Genomic DNA, 18,027 nt, shown 5'->3' with positions numbered 1-18,027 from the left:
TTGGTCGGAGGTCTAAATGGCGTGGCATTATAATGTTCTTATTGGAACCTATACGTTATTTTCCATGATGTTCTTAGGATTGTCTTTATTTCGAATTGCCATGAAATTGAAATGGGCACAAGTACTGCTAATCTCACTGTTTGTTTCTAGTTTATTTAGTATGATTACCCTGCTATTCAAGACAGAACACTGGAATACGCTGCTTATTATTTTAACGGAAGCGGGCTTGATTCACTATCAATTTCGCTTAAGGAAGCTTCATTCGCTTCTAATCGTATTTTTGGGATCGCTTGGATATACGATTTATTTGGCCGTTGTTGTATTATTCGCATGGAGCATCACACGTGTGCCTGTTGATATTTATTTTGAAGGCATCGATACAACGTATTGTTACTTTAAACTAGCAGCTGCCACATTAGCCTGTCTAACAGCCGGGCTGTTGATAAAGAGAAGATTAGGATTCACTGTTCGTTTGGAGTATTTCTCGAAGTTCACGCGCCCTCAGAATCCTATGCTTTTCCACGTGGTTCTGTTTACATTTATTTTATTCTCGACGGCCTACTATACGATTAAATTAAAATTCACAACTATTTTTTATTTTGCAGCCTGTTTCTGTATTTTGCTGGGCTGGATCCTCTATCTTTTGTATCGAAAGGAAATGGAGGACATTTAGTTAGCCTGATCTGGGGTACAATGAATACATACACAATGAGGAAGTGGAGGCCAACGTCATGACCCAAGTGACAATTCGTGAAGCAGTTATGCAAGACATTCCGCAGTTAAAAGCGTTAATGCTTGCTTATATTGTAGATTTCTATCAGTATCGCCAACCCGAAGATGACAAGCTGAACGGTTTAATCCATACGCTGCTTGAGCAGAAGGAAGGCATTCAATTCGTAGCCGAGACCGAAGATGGCACCTTGGTCGGCTTTGCGACGCTATATTTCACATTCAGTACGCTGCGTGCTTCCAAAATTGCCGTGATGAATGATCTTTATGTTGTGGAGGCTGAGCGCGGACAAGGCGCGGCGGCGAAGCTGTTTGCAGCTTGCAAAGGGTATGCGGCAAGGAATGGCTATGCGAATTTAACATGGACAACAGCCAAGGATAACTTCCGTGCGCAAGGCTTTTACGATAAAATAGGTGGAGATCGGAGCGACTGGCTCACGTATTCCGTTAATCCGACAAGTGGGATAGGCGATTAATCGAGGGACGAAGAAAGGTGGCATGTACCAGTGGAAAATATCGTAAGTCAGGCTTGGCTGCTTGGACAGCTAGGCGAAGCAAATATCGTAATCGCGGATTGCCGCTTTGCGCTAGGACAACCAGATTCAGGCAGACAGCTTTATGAGAAAGAGCATATAGCAGGCGCTGTGTATGTAGATTTGGAAAAGGATCTATCCGGTGCCAAAATGGCGCACGGAGGCCGTCATCCGCTCCCGGACCTGGGTGCATTCTCGATCCTCGTGGGCAACCTTGGTATCGACGGCACGAAGACGGTCGTTGCTTACGACGATCAAGGCGGCGCCATGGCTTCACGACTCTGGTGGATGCTGAAATTTCTCGGCCATTCCGAGGTCTATGTGCTGGATCAAGGGTACACCGCTTGGAAAACGGCTGGTTATCCAGTGACGGACGAAGAGCCAACTGTGTTCCCGCGAACCTTTTCACCGAAGGTGCAGCGTTCTATGCTCGCCAGTATGGATGAGGTGAAAGACAAGCTCGGCCGCCCTGGCACCGTGCTTGTTGACTCGCGTGAAGAGCGCCGCTACCTCGGCTTGGAAGAGCCGATTGATGCGGTAGCTGGACACATCCCGGGAGCTCGCAACTATTTCTGGAAAGGCGTACTCGGTGAGAACGGCGCTTGGTTATCCGCCGCGGAGCAGGAGCAGCATTTTGCGGCTTTGCGCGATGCCGAAGACATCATCGTCTACTGCGGGTCGGGCGTGACGGCTTGTCCGAATGTGTTGGGACTTAGCGAAGCGGGCTTTGATAATGTGAAGCTGTATAGTGGAAGCTGGAGCGATTGGATTTCTTATGAGGATAATCCGATTGCTGTTGGGGACGAGACAAAGTCTTAGGGTTATACGGCACTAATTCAATGCAGGTACAGAGCATTGTGGAGTAGGTCCCCGGTGCTCTGTATTTTTGATAATCAATACGAAATCATCAATCAGACGGTAGACATACTTTTATGAAGGTGCCACCCGATAATAAAACGGCTCTATTCGCATCGTTTGCGAAGGAGCCGTTGTTCGTTTATCCTCGGATTTCTAAACTCCACCAACCGAACGACTTGAAGATGTCCTCTGGAACGATCAACGTATTGCCCAATACATTTTGTAATGTAAAATACGCAAACATCCATTCCTTGATGCTGTTCCAAAACTTTATTTAACCGAATTGGAACCTCTGAGCAAGTAGGAGAGTCTATCACCATTTGATGAGCAAGCAACTTCCTTCGTACAAGTGTTATAATCAGGGGTAGACTGATGCAGTTAGAAGGGTGATAGGTAACTATGAGTGTAATTCGGTTGGAGAACGTTACTAAGAAATATGAAGACTCCATGATCTTTCGCGATATTTATTTTCGTGTGACGCAAGGCGAGCGGATTGGCCTCATCGGACGGAACGGTGCTGGCAAATCGACGGTTTTTAAGTTGATTATGGGAAAAGAAGAGCCAACGTCCGGGAAGGTGGAAATTGATCCCCAGGTGAAAATAGGATATTTCTCGCAATTCTCAGAGCTGCACGGAAGCTTGTCCGTTCAACAGGAGCTGGAAATGTGTTTCCAGCAGGTTGCTCTTGTTGAGCGGGAGCTGCAGGAGGTTGGAGAGAAGCTGGGTTTGGTCGCGGATGATGGTGAAATGGATCGCCTGCTGACCCGGCAAGCGGAGCTATTCGAACAAATGGAACATTTGGATGGCTGGAATGTACCTGTTGAGATCAACACGGTTCTTACGAAGCTGGGTTTTAACGAGGTGATGCGCAATCAACCTGTGGATGAGTTGTCCGGAGGCTGGCGGAACCGTGCTGCACTTGCCAAGATGCTTATTGAGCTGCCGGATGTCGTTCTGCTGGATGAACCGACCAATTATTTGGATATGGAAGGAATAGCGTGGTTGGAGCAGTGGCTGCATCGGTTCAATGGCGCTATGATCCTGGTATCCCATGACCGGCAATTTATCGACAAAGTGGTTACGCGTACGATTGAGATTGAGAACTATCATTTTCAGGAATACGATGGAAATTACACGGACTACATCCGCAAAAAGAAGATGCGCAAGAAGGAGCTGGACCGTCAATTCGAGTGGGAGGAAGAGCTCCTTCTTATGGAATCGGAAGCCATTGACAGCCGTGCGAGCAGGAAATCCTCTAAGGACCGTTTATCCCGCCAATTGGCAGATAACAAAAAGCGGATAGAACCACACCCCGTCAATGTACTAATCACGGATATTTACGAGAGACTGCGATTCCCGGACAAGTTGTGCGAGGTTAAGAAAATCGGTCAGACCTACGACGGCCGGCCTATCTTTCAGGACGTAAGCTTCGATATTCAGAAGGAAGATCGATTAGTCATCGTAGGCCCTAATGGAAGCGGGAAGTCTACGCTCATTAAGGCACTGACGGGGCAGGAGAAGCCTGAGTCCGGCGAGGTGATCTGGGAGAAAGGCGTCAGTTATGCTTATTTTAACCGAATGTGGGAAGAGCTTAATCCGAAGGATACCGTTAGCCACGCCGTGAATACCTACGGATTGGGACTGGACGCTCCTAGGAAAAAGGTGAACAAATTTCTAGCCATGCTGCAATTCTCTGAGATGGATTTAAGCAAGTTCATTGGCAACTTATCAGGCGGACAGAAGGCGCGGGTTGCGTTAGCAAAATGCCTGCTATCCGGTGCAGCGGTCATCATTTTGGATGAGCCAACCAACCATTTGGATTTAACGAGCATTCAGGTCATGGAGCAGGCGTTGATCCACTTTCCTGGCGCCGTCATCACAGTGAGCCATGATCGGTTCTTTATTGATAAAATTGGGACCAAGATGCTGGTCTTCGATCCTGTTGTGGGCATAAGTGAGCAGGCTTTGTAGACGTTGTTAGAATGTGGGGCTGGGGTTGGGGTTGGTCAGGGTACGTTTGCTGACCTGCCCCAACCCTATTTGCGTTCCTTTGCCAACAAGTTGATGCTCCATTGGAAAATGTGCAGCAGAATTCCCCCATTAACCCAATATCGCTGCTTAACATTGGAAAACATCCAGTCAAATAGCCACTTGGGCGGAACAATTCCATTTTAGGAAGATTACACTGTAGAAATTCCAGTGCAGCTGCTCCGCCTTACTCATACCTCATGTTTCACTGTACAAAATCCATTAGGCACACACAGGCTGCCACACTTACATGATGTGCGCCAGTGTTCCTTCCTTCAACTTGTAATAGCGGACGTCATCGCCTCTTGCGATTGGCTCCAGCCAGCCCTTTTCGACTAAGGTACGCAGCCATTTGCGGGCTGTTCGGAAATCGACCTCCAGATGATCGGACACATCCTTCGGTCGTATCCATCTTCCGAGGCTCCAAGCTAAACGAAGCACTTCTTTCTCCGCTAATACAGCTGGGCGAATGGCTTGATTCCGAATCAGATAAGGACTCATAACCAGCTGTAGAAGCATTCGACAAACCTCGGGACGATTCTGCACATCATCATACGAGAAATGGATCATTTTCCACCCCATTCCTGTTAGAAAGGTATCTCGATTCAAGGCGTAGCTGGATTTCTCCCGATCCATATCTTTCACATGGCTTTGGAAGCCATCGCACTCAATCCCGAAACGACCATACGGAGGAAGGAAAGCGAAGTCGAGAAATTGGGATTTGCGATTCCAGTCGTAGATTTCATATTCGGGATGCAAATACTCCAGTGACCCAAACAAGGGCCGCCATACATGTTGAAGCAGCAGCTTTTCGGCATGCCGATGCCCTCTGAGCAATCGTCCTTTTCTCTCTCCATATCTGTGAGCCAAATGGTGCTCCAGAAATTCCTTGTGCACTTTTTCGAATTCCACGGGCCGTATTCCTCCTCCATAAATGAAAAAAAAGAACGTCCTTATTGCCGGAAGCGGCTGAAGGACGTTCTTCGTCTAGATCGTATTATACCATTTATCCAACGGAATAAAAGTGAAAAAAATCCAAGTTCCTGCACCAAAACGCGGATAAGCAATCTTTTAGTCCATGTTAAACCCCAGTCTCGTCTTTATCCACGTAAGGAGTTTTCCTCGTTACGCAAGGAATCCGAATGGACACGGAGGTACCGATGCCCAGCCGACTGTGTATCCGAACGCCGTATACTTTGCCATAATGCAGCTGGACTCGCTGCCTGACGTTGCGGATCCCGTAACCAACAGCGTGCTCATTCCCATCATCGGCATTCAACCGACGCAACGTTTCGGCCGTCATGCCCACCCCATCGTCGATAATGCGAAACTCAAGATCATCACCGATTTTCTGGCCTGTTACCCGAATATGGACACGGTCTCCGCACCACGCATGCTTAAGCACATTTTCCAGAAAAGGCTGAATGAGCAGCTTGACCATTTCATATTTCAAAATAGCGGGATCGACCTCAAACAAGGCTTCCAAGCGGTCTGTGTATTTCGCCTTTTGAATATCCAAATAAGCTTTTGCTTGTTCCAATTCATTGGCAACAGGGATAATCGTACGTCCTTCATTTAAGGATAATCGATAAAATAAAGCTAAATTGCTGACCATTCGATGCAGTTGTTCAACCTGACCGAACTTGGCCATCAGACTGATAGATGACAAGGTATTGTAAAGAAAGTGCGGATTAATTTGGGCTTGCAGGGACTCCAGTTCAGCCTCTTTCTTTTTCAAACCAGTGACATATACTTGTTGAATCAAGGTATCGATATGCTGAACCATATCGTTGATCGACTCTGAAATCGTAGAGAATTCATCGCGCCCTTTGAACCGGATACGTTTACGGAAATCGCCGTTGCGGAAGGAATCCAGCACCATCACGATACGGGAAACCCGTCTGGAGAAATAACCGGAGAGGAAGATGCCCACGCAGACGAATAGCAGAAAGCTAATGGATCCAATGCCGGCCGTCAATAATTTAACTTTGCGCGCATCCTTCTCGACCCAGGCTTTAGGGATGTTCGTAATCAACTGCCAATCCATATTGCCAAAAGGCTCTTTAATCGTAAGAAATTCCTTATCACTTGCTTGTTTCCCAGAGCTGTTCAATGGCGAACCACGTTCATATAGAACCTGACCGCTGCCGTTCTCAATTCGAACCGAAGTGCCCTCGCCAAAATCCGGAGATACGGTTTCGAACAGATCTGACAATTTAACCGTAAGCCGCATGAATCCAATATCCATGTTGGGCTTGAGGCGGGCTGTATCCACCATACGCCGCAGCAGCGAGATATTGCCGAACTCAATGTCCCGCTCTACTTGCTGCCACATCATCGTTTCTCCATATTTCTCAGGGGGGAAATTCTGATACCAAGAGCGATCCTCGATACGCTGCAGATGGTACAAATCATAGCTTTTGCCTGCATACGTAAGCGGATCGCTGTCGTTGTAATAATTGTATATTTCTGGAAGTGTTTCGTTGCGCAAATAGACAACAAGCGAAGTGCGGCGGTTGGTTGACTTCAGGACGCTATTGAACTTGGGTATCAAATACTGCGTGGTGGATTCGTAGCTGTACCAACCTTCTTGATATTGTCTTAAGCGAGCTGCGAGGGTATCGTCGTAGTACATCATGTCGGACAACCGCACCGTATCCATCATTTTGAAACGTATATTGTCTTTCATCTGACTTAAAGCGGCCTGCACGTTATCGCTTGTTTTTTTGCGGGCAGAATCAACGAATATCCAATTGGCAAAATAGCCAAAAACAAGGACATGAATGAGCGTAATGATAAGATACGAGAACATTAGTTTATAACCAAACGGAATAAATTTGTGTTCTTCTGTCGGCGATTTATAAGCCATTGCGGAATTCCACGGGCGTCATTAGGTAGGTTTCTTTAAACTGTTTGCTAAAATAGGGCATATATCTGTAGCCGACCTGATAGGCCACCTCATAAATCCGCAGCTTCGGATTACGCAGCAGTTCCCCAGCCTTCTCCATGCGAAGAGCGGCCAAATACTCATGAAACGTTTGGCCTGTGGCCTCCTTGAACAACTGGCCCAAATAATTAGGGGAGAAGTCGAATCGGTCCGCTTCCTCTTTGAGCGTCAATGCCTGATCCAAACGCTCCCGCATGGAGAGGATCATTTCTTGGATCAGCTTCATGTTTTTGCCGCCAACAGCCGTCTCCCCACCTGGCAAGCCCGATGTTGGCCGCCGCTGTGTGTCGAGCTCGGCTTGCGCTCGTCGTGCTGCTTCATCCAAATCCGCGCGGATAAGCGTTAGGGAGTCGATAAGCTCAGCTTCGTTCATTGGCTTCAGAACGTAACTATAAGCTTTCAATGCGAGCGCTTCCTTTACATAATGGAAATCGCGATAGCCGCTTACAAAAACGACCCGTACTTCGGGAAAGCGTTCCCGCACACGTTTAGCCAGCTCCAGGCCGGACATATTGGGCATATGGATATCGGTCACAAGCACATCCACTTTGTGCCGCTCGATCAGTTCACAAGCAGAGAATCCGTTCGTCACGGCACCGACGATTTCCATGCCAAGCGACTCCCACGGGATAAAGGTTTGCATGCCTTCCAAATCCAGCGTTTCATCGTCTGCGATTAATACTTTATACATAAGGTGCCCCCTCCCGAATGATAGAGTCTTTCATTCTTATGGAAAGGGGGTGTGCCAAGTGGCACACCCTGTCCCATTCCTTATTTTTTCTTCATCTTAGCTTCGTTTTCCTTCCATTTCTTAGTTAAATAGTCATGTAATTTCTGAACACCCAGTGTTTGCGCATCTTTTTCACCTTTGGCGATGATTTCCCCGACTTCTTGCTCGCTTTTCGCTAAAATCGCTTGGCCGCGAACTTTTTTGTACAATTCAATCCAACGTTCACGAATAATGCCTTCTTCGCTATCCTGCGGAGGTTCAATCCCACGCATTGCTGTTAAATCCATATGTGTTTTCCAGGTGATTGCGTCTTGATATTTCGTTTCCCATGAACGCTTTTCTTCCGGTAAGGAGAGCTCGGCTTTTACTTTGATTTTATCGTTGAGTGTGGCATTGCCAACAAATTGCAGATCGTTCGTCGCATTCATATTTTTCGTGCGTTCTTCCGGCTCACTAAAGAATTTATCCGTCAGGTTAGGCAGACCGTCGGCATCTGTGCCTTTCCAGTACGTACCCTCTGGTCCCCAAATGATATCGCGTGTGCCTTCCGGACCCGTCATCCAATCCAAGGCGGCGAAAATCTTCTCAGGATTTTTGGCCTTCGTGGTAATCGCCGCAGCGTTCCAACCCAGACGGTCGTAGTGGGCAACCATGATTTTATTTTTATCCAATCCGGCTTTATGAATCGGCCAGATCATGAAATATCCGGCGTTTGGATCGTTTTTGATCAATTGTGCATGCCCTTTGGAAGCATATTCAATGGCGGTCACGTCAGCGTATACGGCTACGCGGCCTGTATTGATTTTCTCACGGACTTGATCCACGGTTTGTGTGAGAGCATCCTGCGTCATGAGCCCTTCGCGGTGAAGCTTGTTTACGTAGACCATCGCTTCTTTATACACGGGGTCAGCGAAAAGGGAGGTGAATTTGCCGTCCTTCGGCACGGCGCGCAGTGTACCTGCATAACTGGCCGGATTGTTTTCCGCGAAAGCCGAGTACAGAATGTCGACACCTTTGCCTTCTTGGGCTTGCCCAGGCTCGAATGGAATGATGTTCGGGTATTTCTCTTTGACCAGCTTTAAATAAGCGTATAAGTCATCGGTTGTTTCCAGCTTCGGCTTGCCCAGTTCATTGTAGATTTTCTTGTTAACGACATATCCGGCGTTGCCCGTAGGCTTATTGGTGTACCAGTTCGGGAACATATACAGCTTCCCGTCTTTGGCGCGCAGCATATTAAGAATGTCGTCTCCGGCCCATTTCTTCAGGTTCGGGTATTTGTCGAGATACGGGTCGAGCGGAGTCAAGGCACCATTCTCTCTTAATCGCTCAAACTTGTCGCGGTCTCCCCATATGACATCAGGAAGGTCCCCTCCGACGATGAGTGTATTGAGCTTGGCCTCTGCATTCCCGCCGGAGTTAACCGAAGTAATCGTAAGTTTCTTGGCTTCGGCCACATTTTTGGAGAACATATCTTTTCCCCACTGCGGCATGGTATACCAGTCATAATGCCCGTATATGGAAAAGCTGAAGGGTTCGCTACCTAGCTGCCAGACTCCGGACGCTCCCTTGGAGGTTGGCGCAGCAGTCCCTGCCGGCCCAGGCGTTGTGCTTGCCCCCGGCTGCGGTTTGTCAGTGTTCGTGCATCCAGCGATGATGGCTCCAAGTGCGACAAGCAAAGCCAGCGATCCTGTACTCTTTTTAAACAAAATCTTCATGTGCGATGAACCCCTTCCCATTCTTTAATGTTCTATGCTCAAAGCGGATTGCCCTGCAGCCAGTCTCCCTTACTCTTTTAAAGAACCAACAAGCACGCCTTTAACGAAAAATCGCTGTAAAAAAGGATAGACAATGACGATCGGAAGTGTCGTCACCATCATGGTCGCCATAATGAGCGATTTGGTTGTATAGGTTTGTGTTTTGGCAATAAAGCTTGAAGCTGCGCTGTCCGATACTAATTCCCTTGAAATGTTCGAATCAATCGTCCGCTTCAGCAGCGTCTGCACGGGGATCAAATTCTCATTATTGATATAGATGGAGGCCACAAACCAGTCATTCCAATGGGCTATAGCCGTAAAAAGCGACAGAGTCGCTAAGACAGGACCCGATAGGGGAAGCACGACGCGCAGGAACGTCCCCCAATAGCCGCAGCCGTCGATGCGAGCCGCATCCTCAAGTCCGGAAGGTATTTCCCGGAAGAACGTGCGAAATATAATCATGCTCCACACACTGATGATGGAAGGGATGATATATACCCAGAAGGTATTGAACATGCCTAAGCCGCGGATTAAGAGATAAGTCGGAATCAGCCCGCCGCCAAAATATAAGGTGATGATCGCGAAAATCATATAATACCGGCGACCAATCAACTCTTTGCGGGACATGCCGTAGGCGAAGATGGCTGTTCCAGCCATCGTAAGAAACGTGCCGGAGAGGGTTCGCGCAATAGAAATGCCGAAGCCTGTCAAGATACGCGTGTCTTTCAGGACATAGCCATAATTCTCGAAGGTAAACTTTCGCGGCCAGAAGGTGATGCCGCCAAGCGTCGTGTCCATGCCTTCATTAAAGGAAACGACTAACGCATTCCAGAATGGGTAGAACGTGACAAAAGCGAGCAAGGCAAGAGAGATATATACGATAAGCTGAAAAATACGATCATCAATGGCCGTTTTCATTCGAGCCCTCCTGTTACCATAGACTGTTGCCGGATCGCCGCGCCCAGAAGTTAGCGAGCGTAAGCAGTCCGACACTAACTACGGCCTTAAAGAGGCCGACGGCAGTTGCAAAGGAGTACCGATTCAGCCTAATGCCAAGACGATACACATACGTATCGATAACGTCCGATACATCACGCAGCGCGGGGTTCACACCGAGCAGCAGCAAATCGTCGAAGCCTGCATTCAGCAAGTTGCCAATGGCCAGGATGAAGAAGATGACGACGACAGGCAGTATACATGGAAGCGTTATCAAAATCATCATTCGGAAACGGCTTGCTCCATCGATAGCAGCAGATTCATATAAATGAGGATCAATGGAGGCAATGGCGGCCAAATAAACAATCGAAGCGAATCCGATTTCCTTCCATACATTCGTGGTCACGATAATTGTCCAGAAATAATGAGGGACGGACAGATACGGAATTGGTTGGTCGATGATTCCTAAGCCTTGAAGCAGCATATTCAAGCTTCCATTATCCGTGGACAGCAGGGTTATGGCAAAGTTGGCTACAATGACCCAGGAAATGAAGTGCGGCAGGTACGTTACCGTTTGCACGATTTGTTTGAAGAATTTGTGCCTCACTTCATTCAGCAGAATCGCCAGCAGAATCGGTGCTGGAAATCCGAAGAAGAGCTTTAGGAAACTGATGACCAAGGTGTTGCGCATGACGACATAAAGTTCAGGGGAATGGAAGAAGTCCGAGAAATGCTTGAGTCCAACCCAAGGACTGACCCAAAATCCTTTGAAAACAGAATAGTTCTGAAACGCGATAATGACGCCGTACATAGGAAAATAGCTAAAGACGAGAATGAGTGCAAGTGCAGGAAGCACCATGATCTGCAAGGACCATTGACGAAGCCAGGCCGCAAAGATGGATTTGCGGAGGGGAGCCGATGGTTGATTCGTGCGGACCATAGCTGGGGGTTCTCTCAAACCGACCACCCTTTCTATTTGGTTGATGGTGATATGTTCCCATCTTAACGGTTAAGGGGAAGTGCCGCCTACTTGTATAAACAATGAAATCTGATACAAATCAATGAAACGCATAATTGATTAAAATCAAATTATCATTAGATACTAATCACGGTTTAGAGGTAAAGTATAGATGGGCACGAATGGCATTATGCACAATGTGAACGACAAGATTTAACTAGGAGGCTTCTTGGATATGAAACAGAACAAATATGATGAATCAGGATTCTTCGCGAATTATAGCCAAATGCCTCGTTCGATCGGCGGATTGGATGCGGCGGGGGAATGGACGGCTTTTCGTGCCTTGCTTCCTGAACTGGAAGATAAAAGGGTGCTTGATCTTGGCTGCGGTTTTGGCTGGCATTGCCGTTATGCGCGTGAGGAGCAGGCGCGCTCTGTGGTGGGGGTAGACTTGTCGGAGAATATGCTGGATCGGGCCAGAGCAATGACCAACGATCCACAGATTGAATATCGACGTCTGGCGATTGAAGATATCGACTTCACCGAAGGGGAATTCGACGTGGTGATAAGCTCTCTTGCACTCCACTATGTTGAGAATTTCGATAGCATCTGCCGTCAAATCTATCGCTATCTTGCGCCTGGCGGCACCTTCGTGCTCTCCGTTGAACATCCGATCTTTACCGCGATTGAGGCACAAGACTGGCATTACGATTCGCAAGGTGCCAAGCTGCATTGGCCTGTTGACAACTACCATCTTGAAGGTCCGCGTCAGGCAAGATTTCTGGACAATGATGTCACCAAATACCATCGGAATGTTTCGAGCTATGTGAATGCATTGATTGAATCCGGTTTTAGCCTAACGAAAATGTCCGAACTTCAACCGACAGCGGATATGCTGGCAAGCAATCCTGCCTGGGAAGAAGAAACGCGCCGTCCGATGTTCTTGCTGCTTGCAGCGGTTAAACAGTAGCTGCATATCGCCTATATGCCAACCGTCTAAGCCCAGATAAAGCGGGTTTAGACGGTTGTTTGCGTTTGATGAAAGGTTGCTCATCAAGTGATCTTTCTCATGAGCAGCTCGACCGGTCCCCGTTGCATCCGTGTTCTCCAAGCATAAGAAAAGAGGATGGCAGCAGCGAAATAGGCACAGGCATAGGTGACTGCAAATGCGAGGTTGCCGTTTTCCAAATAGTCCAGTGCTTCAAGAAAGCCCAAGCCGATGATAACATGCCCGATATAATGTGATAAAGACAGCTGTCCGGTTCGGATAATCGCCTTGGTTAGCAGGGAATCCCTGAATCTATTGACCACCAATAGACTGATGGCAATGATGGCTAACGATGAGCAAGTGCTGGAGAGGACGTAGAATAAGGTGGGAGGCATGGGCTTCGTCGAAAATAGAAAGCTGGCGGAGTCTTTGTCGAGCACAGATGAGGTTAAATTGATCAATAAGTAGGACAGCACCTCCAAGATCACCGTTCCTGATAGGGCATAGAGCAGCAGCTTCGGTTGGTTTTCCCTGTCCATCCAACGCTTCCGACCCATCCACATCCCAAAGAGGAAGAAGCATGCCCAAGGAAAGATAGGATGGAATCCATTTAAAGTAAGATTTCGAATAAACCCATTGATCGTCCAAAAGTCCAGGTACGTATGAAAACTCGAATCCCAGCCTTTGCTGTAATCAAAGACAAGCAGAAATATTTGTGATAGGAGCAGAGTGCCTGCGAATAGACCAAGTATTTTGTTATCGGATACGGTAATCAGCGCCGAGGCAATCAGCATGAACACCGCGTAATAGTGTAAAATATCAGCAGTCCATCCCAGCAGCAGCAGAAGCAGGCCGGTTGCCAGCAGGAAAGCCGAACGGCGAAGCAGGCTGTTGCGTTTGTGACGAATAAGTTCCTTGTCCATCGAAATTCTTGCTTTGGCGCACATAAGGGACACGCCGATACCTGCCAGTATGACAAATAGGGCAGAAGCCCGACCTTCAAACAGGCCTGCGATTGCTCTCAACCAAGCTGCCCCATCGTTCTCTGCCTGCATCGCAAGTTTATAGTTAACGATAATCATCCCGAAGATCGCCCAGGCTCTGGCGTAATCGAGAGCAGTTATTCGCTCAGTGGACGGATTCATTAGGCGGACTCTCCCTTGATGAGCGACTTAACAGCTGTAGTCCATATGTTTTCATAACCATACGCTAAGCCGTAGCTCATGAAATTATCCATGCTGTCAATAATCATGGTTAACATTTGTGCCTTTGTAAGCACATCAAGAGTCGCAATAGCCCCGATGGAGACGCCGTGAACCAACAACTCAGCAAAGCCTGCTGTAAATCCTTCTAAGATTTGAACTAGCTTTTGGGAATACGCTGGATTTCGATAACCTAGTGCTTGATACTGATTTAAAATACGTGAATAATACATGTCTGTCTGCTGCTTATGAATGATTTGGAGTCCATCAGCAATGAATTTTTCTTCGAAATTATTTTGGGTATATTCCTCAATACGAAAAAAGCTGCTAAACCCGATGCTTTTGCATAGCTCCTCAAAGAGCATCTGGATAATGGCTTCCTTGGACAAAAAGTGATAGTACAACGCGGGCTTGGACAGTCCCACTTCTTTGGCAATCATGGTCATGCTTGTTTTGTCAAAGCCGTGCTCAGCAAATAAGCGATAACTGGTTTCCAGTATTGTCGTATAGGTGGAAATTGTATTCATAACTTCACATCCTTTTCCATATATTCTACTTACCGTTCGGTAAGTAGAATATATAAGGCTTTTAGTACGATGTCAAGTATGAGAATATGAATGTATCCGCAGAGCAGCAGATTCTCTTGGAAGCGGGGACGGAAACCGCCATATTTCCATCCGTCCCCGCCAGTTGTTTCCGCTAAAGCAAGATCTTGTCCCTTATGCCAAACGGCTGTCTATAACTGTCTGCGAACTGTTGATTTATAAAGGCTGCGCGATTTCTTAAGATTGATGAGCCGCTGAGCAAACAGGAGGTTGGGGATCCAGGCCAGCCAAGCAATCACGATGAAGGAATCGTTCGTACCCAGTCCGAAGAGTACGGCTGCCAGCGGGGTATAGATGCGGAGAGTAATAGCCGCGCAGGTGAGGGCGTAGTTGCGCAGCATCCATTGCCCATGCTCGGTGGGATTACGGTCGACGATGATGCTCCTGAGACTGCGATAGAGAGTGAACAGCCACATTAGCGAGAGTGTGCCAAAGCCGATTCGGCCGAACCATCCCCCAGAGGCATAGAAAGCGAGATACAAGCCTGTGACGCCTGCAATTGCAATCATAACGGCATATAAATAGCCGATGGTGCGGTGAACATTGGGCATGCTTCGGCGAAGCCTCTGGATGAACTGGATCCATCCGATCGCGAGCGCGATTCCGGCGGATACGGCATGCGCCCATAATACGCTGTACCATAGTTCGGGAAGTGTGCCTTTACTCGTTACGAACATTTGCTTTCGAAGCCCCTCAGGAAGTCCGTATAACGCTAAGGCATAAATCCCGATGGCGACTGCCAAGAAAGCTAAAATACCAAAAGACCACTTTTGCGCCGTGCTTCTGTCCTTCATGATCGATCCTCCCTCAAATGGCAAATCTTTGTAATATCAAGCTTAACACTACAAAGATTGCTCTTAAACCGACCTTTGATGGGGGATGACTCCGACTTAAGACTGAGATAGCGAAGTTTGGTATTGCAAGGAAAGCAATTGCAGCATTTCGCCTGGAGGGACAGGTTTGCTAAAATAATAGCCCTGATAAAAGTCGCATTTTAATTCCTTAATGATTTCGAGTTGCTCTTTTTGTTCCACACCTTCAATGACGATAGCAATGCCCAATGTTTTCGCCATGGTGACGATAGAATGCAGAATAATGCGATTTTTCATGTCATAGGTAAGACTCTCCGTGAAGGTTTTATCGAGCTTCACTTCATCCACATTTAACCGCGAAAAGTAGTGAATAGATGAATAACCTACGCCGAAATCATCCAGTGAGAAAGAGAATCCTTGATCTTTCAGGAGTTGAATCGTTTCATTAACGCGTTCGATATGGCTGATGAATGTCGATTCGGTAATCTCAAATGTGATAGAAGAAGGGTGGATATCATAGTGCTTAGTAATCTTCAGAACGTTATCTACAAAATCAGGCTCCATCAACTGAGAAGGGGACAAGTTAATCGAGATGACCATGGATCTGCTCTCTGTTAACTGAATCTGCTTAAGGAAAGAACAAGCCGTTCTAATGACATGATAGCCAATCTCTTGGATAAGCCCCATCTGTTCCGCTATTGGTATGAAGACATCCGGTGAAATATAAGTGCCGTGGCGGTTCCAACGCAACAGGGCTTCAGCTCCCACGATCGCATTGTTGTCTAAAGAAAGTTTTGGCTGATAAACAACCTCCCAAGCGTTCTCTTCGGAAGCCGTGCGCAAATCTTGTTCCATCGACAGCTGCTGCACAAGCACTTGGAACATTTCATCACTGTAATAACAAAAGAACTTCTTCTCAATAAAGGCTGTTTGGGAAGCCAATTCCATTTCTTTAATGAGCATATCTAACGTTTTTGGAGAGGCGGAGCCTTCTGTTGCTCCGAGATAGGTCTCGAAGTTTCGCCCGTAAAAAAGGCTGTCTCTAAACATATCCTGAATGTTAGAGATTAATTGCTGGCACGTCTCCCGATCGCCAAAGTGCACAAGGATGAATTGATCATAGTTGAATCTGAAAATCTCATCTTGGTCTTTGCATAAGTTCTGAAGTCGAAAGGCAATTTCAAATAAGGTCGTATTCCCCTTGTTATACCCGACCCAGTTGCTGAAATTTTTAAAGTTGTGTACATTGATTAAAATAAATTGGATTTGCTGAGAGGGGCTTGCAAGCCGCCTGGAATTAAATAAAGGGAGATCCTCTTGCAGTTGATACACATTTTTGAGCTTCGTGACGGGATCCGAGTATGCTAATTGTTTGATGCGTTGTTCTGCTTCCGATAATCGTTCGTTTTTTTGTTGGATGTTTCGTATATGATCCAGAATACTAATGGAATAGAGTTCGCAGTAATGAATGAAGAAACCGACCATTAACAACATAGAAAAGGCGAGATCCAACGTGAGCATGAGATGAAAGGTCAGTCTGACATGAGCGTTATTTATGACGATAATGATGATGCTCCCACTGAATAAGTACAGGAGTCCTATGCGAGCGACATACTTATTCTTTTGAAAAGCTGCGATACCAAACAGAAGGGACATGATCGATAATAATCCCGAGGATAGATTAAGCAACGTATGAAACGATAATTGAAACCAATAACAGAGGATAACGGCTAAGGTCAGAATCGTGCTCGCAGTAAAAAGCGGACGAAACTGAATCCTTTTCTTGTGGAATAAATCGAGGGCACCCCACACCACAACGAAGGCAACGGTTGCTGCTATCGTCATGATTTCCAACAAAGCATTGCTGCGCTCTGCTTGATTGTAGTATAGGAAGGAAAGCACGATCACGATACATTCAATAATCCAAAGCATGGAAAAAGCAATAATATTATCAATGAAGTTCCTTTGTTCTTTGTGTTGTTCATACTTGATTTCATAAAAAGCAAAAAATACGTACATAGCCAGCGATGTAAGAATTAATATAACAATAAGTGTTTCAATGTGATCGAAGGTTTCTGACATAGACATGATAGTTAGCCTCACAAATTCATAATGTTACAAATAATTCTGCAAACTAAATTCGATGCTATTTCATTATAACGCCATCTTATTCGTGAAGCTCCTGCGAGATAGGATTCACACCTACCGTATGGAACAAGTTTAGAAATAAGTCTACATAATAAGAGTCAAATTGCGTGCCGCTATGGCGTAAAAGCTCCTGCTCCGCCTCTTCGAAGGATAAACCTCTGCGATACGGACGATCTGAAACCATTGAATCGTAGGTATCGATAATCGCACAAATTCGCGCGAATACCGGAATTTCATATCCTTTTAAGCCGTGGGGATAGCCCTCACCATTCCAACGTTCATGATGATATTGAATGATTTCAATAATTTCCTTATCCACATCTCCGTGCTCCAGCATGATGGTGGTACCCACTTCGGGATGTTGCCGAATGAAAGCCCAGTCCCCGGGGGTTAGAGGTGAGGTTTTATTTAGGATGCCGTCGGGAATACCTACTTTTCCAATATCATGCAGGCACCCCCCTTGCACCAATTGACTGGTTTGCTGCTCATCCAAATGCAAATAAGCGGCCATTCGTTTGCAGAGTGCTCCAACCCTTAAGCTATGCTGGTATGTGGGCAAATCCTTCTCTGCTAACAGACGCATTTTCCCCAAAAACAATAGGTTATCTACGGTAAGCACCTCTTTTGATCCTATACAGCTTGAATAGGAATGCTTTTGAACTATACAATTAACAGTGGGATGATTACTTTTAGCTAATTTCTAAGGACATAACAGAAGGAGATCATCGATGAACAAGCCCGACAATTCCCCCTTCTTTTACTTCCCAAACATAGGCTTCGCACAATAATAGTTGTTCGA

Annotated in this window: 16 protein-coding genes; 5 read left to right on the top strand and 11 right to left on the bottom strand. The window is 46.7% G+C overall.

Features of this window, described 5'->3' with window-relative positions; all coding sequences use genetic code 11:
• Positions 1 to 16 precede the first annotated feature (16 nt).
• The 4 genes from BC351_RS22725 to BC351_RS22710 all read left to right on the top strand — a co-directional run bounded on the left by BC351_RS22725 (position 17) and on the right by BC351_RS22710 (position 4,091).
• Positions 17 to 673: a hypothetical protein gene (locus BC351_RS22725; protein WP_079415219.1), complete on the top strand. Its 657-nt coding sequence runs from the start codon at positions 17 to 19 to the stop codon at positions 671 to 673.
• A gap of 58 nt (positions 674 to 731) precedes the next feature.
• Entirely contained in the window at positions 732 to 1,205 is a 474-nt protein-coding gene (locus BC351_RS22720) for a GNAT family N-acetyltransferase (protein WP_079415217.1), read from the top strand.
• A gap of 30 nt (positions 1,206 to 1,235) precedes the next feature.
• Positions 1,236 to 2,081, top strand: coding sequence for a sulfurtransferase (locus BC351_RS22715; RefSeq protein WP_079415215.1), 846 nt, complete (start codon positions 1,236 to 1,238; stop codon positions 2,079 to 2,081).
• A gap of 438 nt (positions 2,082 to 2,519) precedes the next feature.
• Positions 2,520 to 4,091, top strand: coding sequence for an ABC-F family ATP-binding cassette domain-containing protein (locus tag BC351_RS22710; protein WP_079415213.1), 1,572 nt, complete (start codon positions 2,520 to 2,522; stop codon positions 4,089 to 4,091).
• Positions 4,092 to 4,394: 303 nt separating this feature from the next.
• Here BC351_RS22710 and BC351_RS22705 read toward each other — a convergent pair whose 3' ends face one another.
• The 6 genes from BC351_RS22705 to BC351_RS22680 form a co-directional block, all read right to left on the bottom strand.
• Positions 4,395 to 5,060 (bottom strand): PDDEXK family nuclease, encoded by a 666-nt coding sequence (locus tag BC351_RS22705; RefSeq protein ID WP_079415211.1) that lies wholly within the window; start codon positions 5,058 to 5,060, stop codon positions 4,395 to 4,397.
• A gap of 169 nt (positions 5,061 to 5,229) precedes the next feature.
• Positions 5,230 to 7,017: a sensor histidine kinase gene (locus BC351_RS22700; RefSeq protein ID WP_079415209.1), complete on the bottom strand. Its 1,788-nt coding sequence runs from the start codon at positions 7,015 to 7,017 to the stop codon at positions 5,230 to 5,232.
• Positions 7,007 to 7,786 (bottom strand): response regulator transcription factor, encoded by a 780-nt coding sequence (locus tag BC351_RS22695; RefSeq protein ID WP_079415207.1) that lies wholly within the window; start codon positions 7,784 to 7,786, stop codon positions 7,007 to 7,009. The genes BC351_RS22700 and BC351_RS22695 overlap by 11 nt, the downstream gene beginning before the upstream one ends.
• A gap of 80 nt (positions 7,787 to 7,866) precedes the next feature.
• A complete protein-coding gene (locus tag BC351_RS22690; protein ID WP_079415205.1) occupies positions 7,867 to 9,540 on the bottom strand; it encodes an extracellular solute-binding protein in 1,674 nt (557 codons plus the stop codon).
• Positions 9,541 to 9,609: 69 nt separating this feature from the next.
• Entirely contained in the window at positions 9,610 to 10,497 is an 888-nt protein-coding gene (locus BC351_RS22685) for a carbohydrate ABC transporter permease (protein ID WP_079415203.1), read from the bottom strand.
• A gap of 13 nt (positions 10,498 to 10,510) precedes the next feature.
• Positions 10,511 to 11,374: an ABC transporter permease gene (locus BC351_RS22680; RefSeq protein ID WP_425270941.1), complete on the bottom strand. Its 864-nt coding sequence runs from the start codon at positions 11,372 to 11,374 to the stop codon at positions 10,511 to 10,513.
• Between the two features lie 334 nt (positions 11,375 to 11,708).
• Here BC351_RS22680 and BC351_RS22675 point away from each other — a divergent pair, with 334 nt between their 5' ends.
• On the top strand, positions 11,709 to 12,443 hold the full coding sequence (locus BC351_RS22675; RefSeq protein WP_079415199.1) for a class I SAM-dependent methyltransferase: 735 nt from the start codon (positions 11,709 to 11,711) through the stop codon (positions 12,441 to 12,443).
• Positions 12,444 to 12,526: 83 nt separating this feature from the next.
• On the opposite strand, the gene BC351_RS22670 is transcribed toward BC351_RS22675, so the two are convergent.
• From BC351_RS22670 to BC351_RS22650, 5 genes are all read right to left on the bottom strand, one after another.
• Positions 12,527 to 13,606: a DUF418 domain-containing protein gene (locus BC351_RS22670; RefSeq protein WP_079415197.1), complete on the bottom strand. Its 1,080-nt coding sequence runs from the start codon at positions 13,604 to 13,606 to the stop codon at positions 12,527 to 12,529.
• Positions 13,606 to 14,190: a TetR/AcrR family transcriptional regulator gene (locus BC351_RS22665; protein ID WP_079415195.1), complete on the bottom strand. Its 585-nt coding sequence runs from the start codon at positions 14,188 to 14,190 to the stop codon at positions 13,606 to 13,608. Before BC351_RS22665 ends, BC351_RS22670 begins: the two co-directional genes overlap by 1 nt.
• A 209-nt stretch (positions 14,191 to 14,399) precedes the next feature.
• Entirely contained in the window at positions 14,400 to 15,062 is a 663-nt protein-coding gene (locus tag BC351_RS22660; RefSeq protein ID WP_079415193.1) for a DUF2306 domain-containing protein, read from the bottom strand.
• Positions 15,063 to 15,158: 96 nt separating this feature from the next.
• Positions 15,159 to 17,168, bottom strand: a complete 2,010-nt coding sequence (locus BC351_RS22655) for a putative bifunctional diguanylate cyclase/phosphodiesterase (RefSeq protein WP_079415185.1) — start codon at positions 17,166 to 17,168, stop codon at positions 15,159 to 15,161.
• 79 nt (positions 17,169 to 17,247) lie between these two features.
• Positions 17,248 to 17,847 (bottom strand): HD-GYP domain-containing protein, encoded by a 600-nt coding sequence (locus BC351_RS22650; RefSeq protein WP_244209142.1) that lies wholly within the window; start codon positions 17,845 to 17,847, stop codon positions 17,248 to 17,250.
• Positions 17,848 to 18,027 lie beyond the last annotated feature (180 nt).

This window comes from Paenibacillus ferrarius (assembly GCF_002027705.1).
GTDB classification, from domain to species: Bacteria; Bacillota; Bacilli; order Paenibacillales; family NBRC-103111; genus Paenibacillus_E; species Paenibacillus_E ferrarius.
The sequence above is the reverse complement of the archived record's forward strand: the minus strand, read 5'-3'. Positions and strand labels throughout refer to the sequence as shown.

Coding starts and splice junctions, on each gene's coding strand:
- BC351_RS22665 (WP_079415195.1), bottom strand. CDS start 14,190: ATGAATACAATTTCCACCTATACGACAATACTGGAAACCAGTTATCGC.
- BC351_RS22690 (WP_079415205.1), bottom strand. CDS start 9,540: ATGAAGATTTTGTTTAAAAAGAGTACAGGATCGCTGGCTTTGCTTGTC.
- BC351_RS22685 (WP_079415203.1), bottom strand. CDS start 10,497: ATGAAAACGGCCATTGATGATCGTATTTTTCAGCTTATCGTATATATC.
- BC351_RS22725 (WP_079415219.1), top strand. CDS start 17: ATGGCGTGGCATTATAATGTTCTTATTGGAACCTATACGTTATTTTCC.
- BC351_RS22710 (WP_079415213.1), top strand. CDS start 2,520: ATGAGTGTAATTCGGTTGGAGAACGTTACTAAGAAATATGAAGACTCC.
- BC351_RS22700 (WP_079415209.1), bottom strand. CDS start 7,017: ATGGCTTATAAATCGCCGACAGAAGAACACAAATTTATTCCGTTTGGT.
- BC351_RS22720 (WP_079415217.1), top strand. CDS start 732: ATGACCCAAGTGACAATTCGTGAAGCAGTTATGCAAGACATTCCGCAG.
- BC351_RS22680 (WP_425270941.1), bottom strand. CDS start 11,374: ATGGTGCTTCCTGCACTTGCACTCATTCTCGTCTTTAGCTATTTTCCT.
- BC351_RS22675 (WP_079415199.1), top strand. CDS start 11,709: ATGAAACAGAACAAATATGATGAATCAGGATTCTTCGCGAATTATAGC.
- BC351_RS22695 (WP_079415207.1), bottom strand. CDS start 7,786: ATGTATAAAGTATTAATCGCAGACGATGAAACGCTGGATTTGGAAGGC.
- BC351_RS22660 (WP_079415193.1), bottom strand. CDS start 15,062: ATGAAGGACAGAAGCACGGCGCAAAAGTGGTCTTTTGGTATTTTAGCT.
- BC351_RS22655 (WP_079415185.1), bottom strand. CDS start 17,168: ATGTCTATGTCAGAAACCTTCGATCACATTGAAACACTTATTGTTATA.
- BC351_RS22670 (WP_079415197.1), bottom strand. CDS start 13,606: ATGAATCCGTCCACTGAGCGAATAACTGCTCTCGATTACGCCAGAGCC.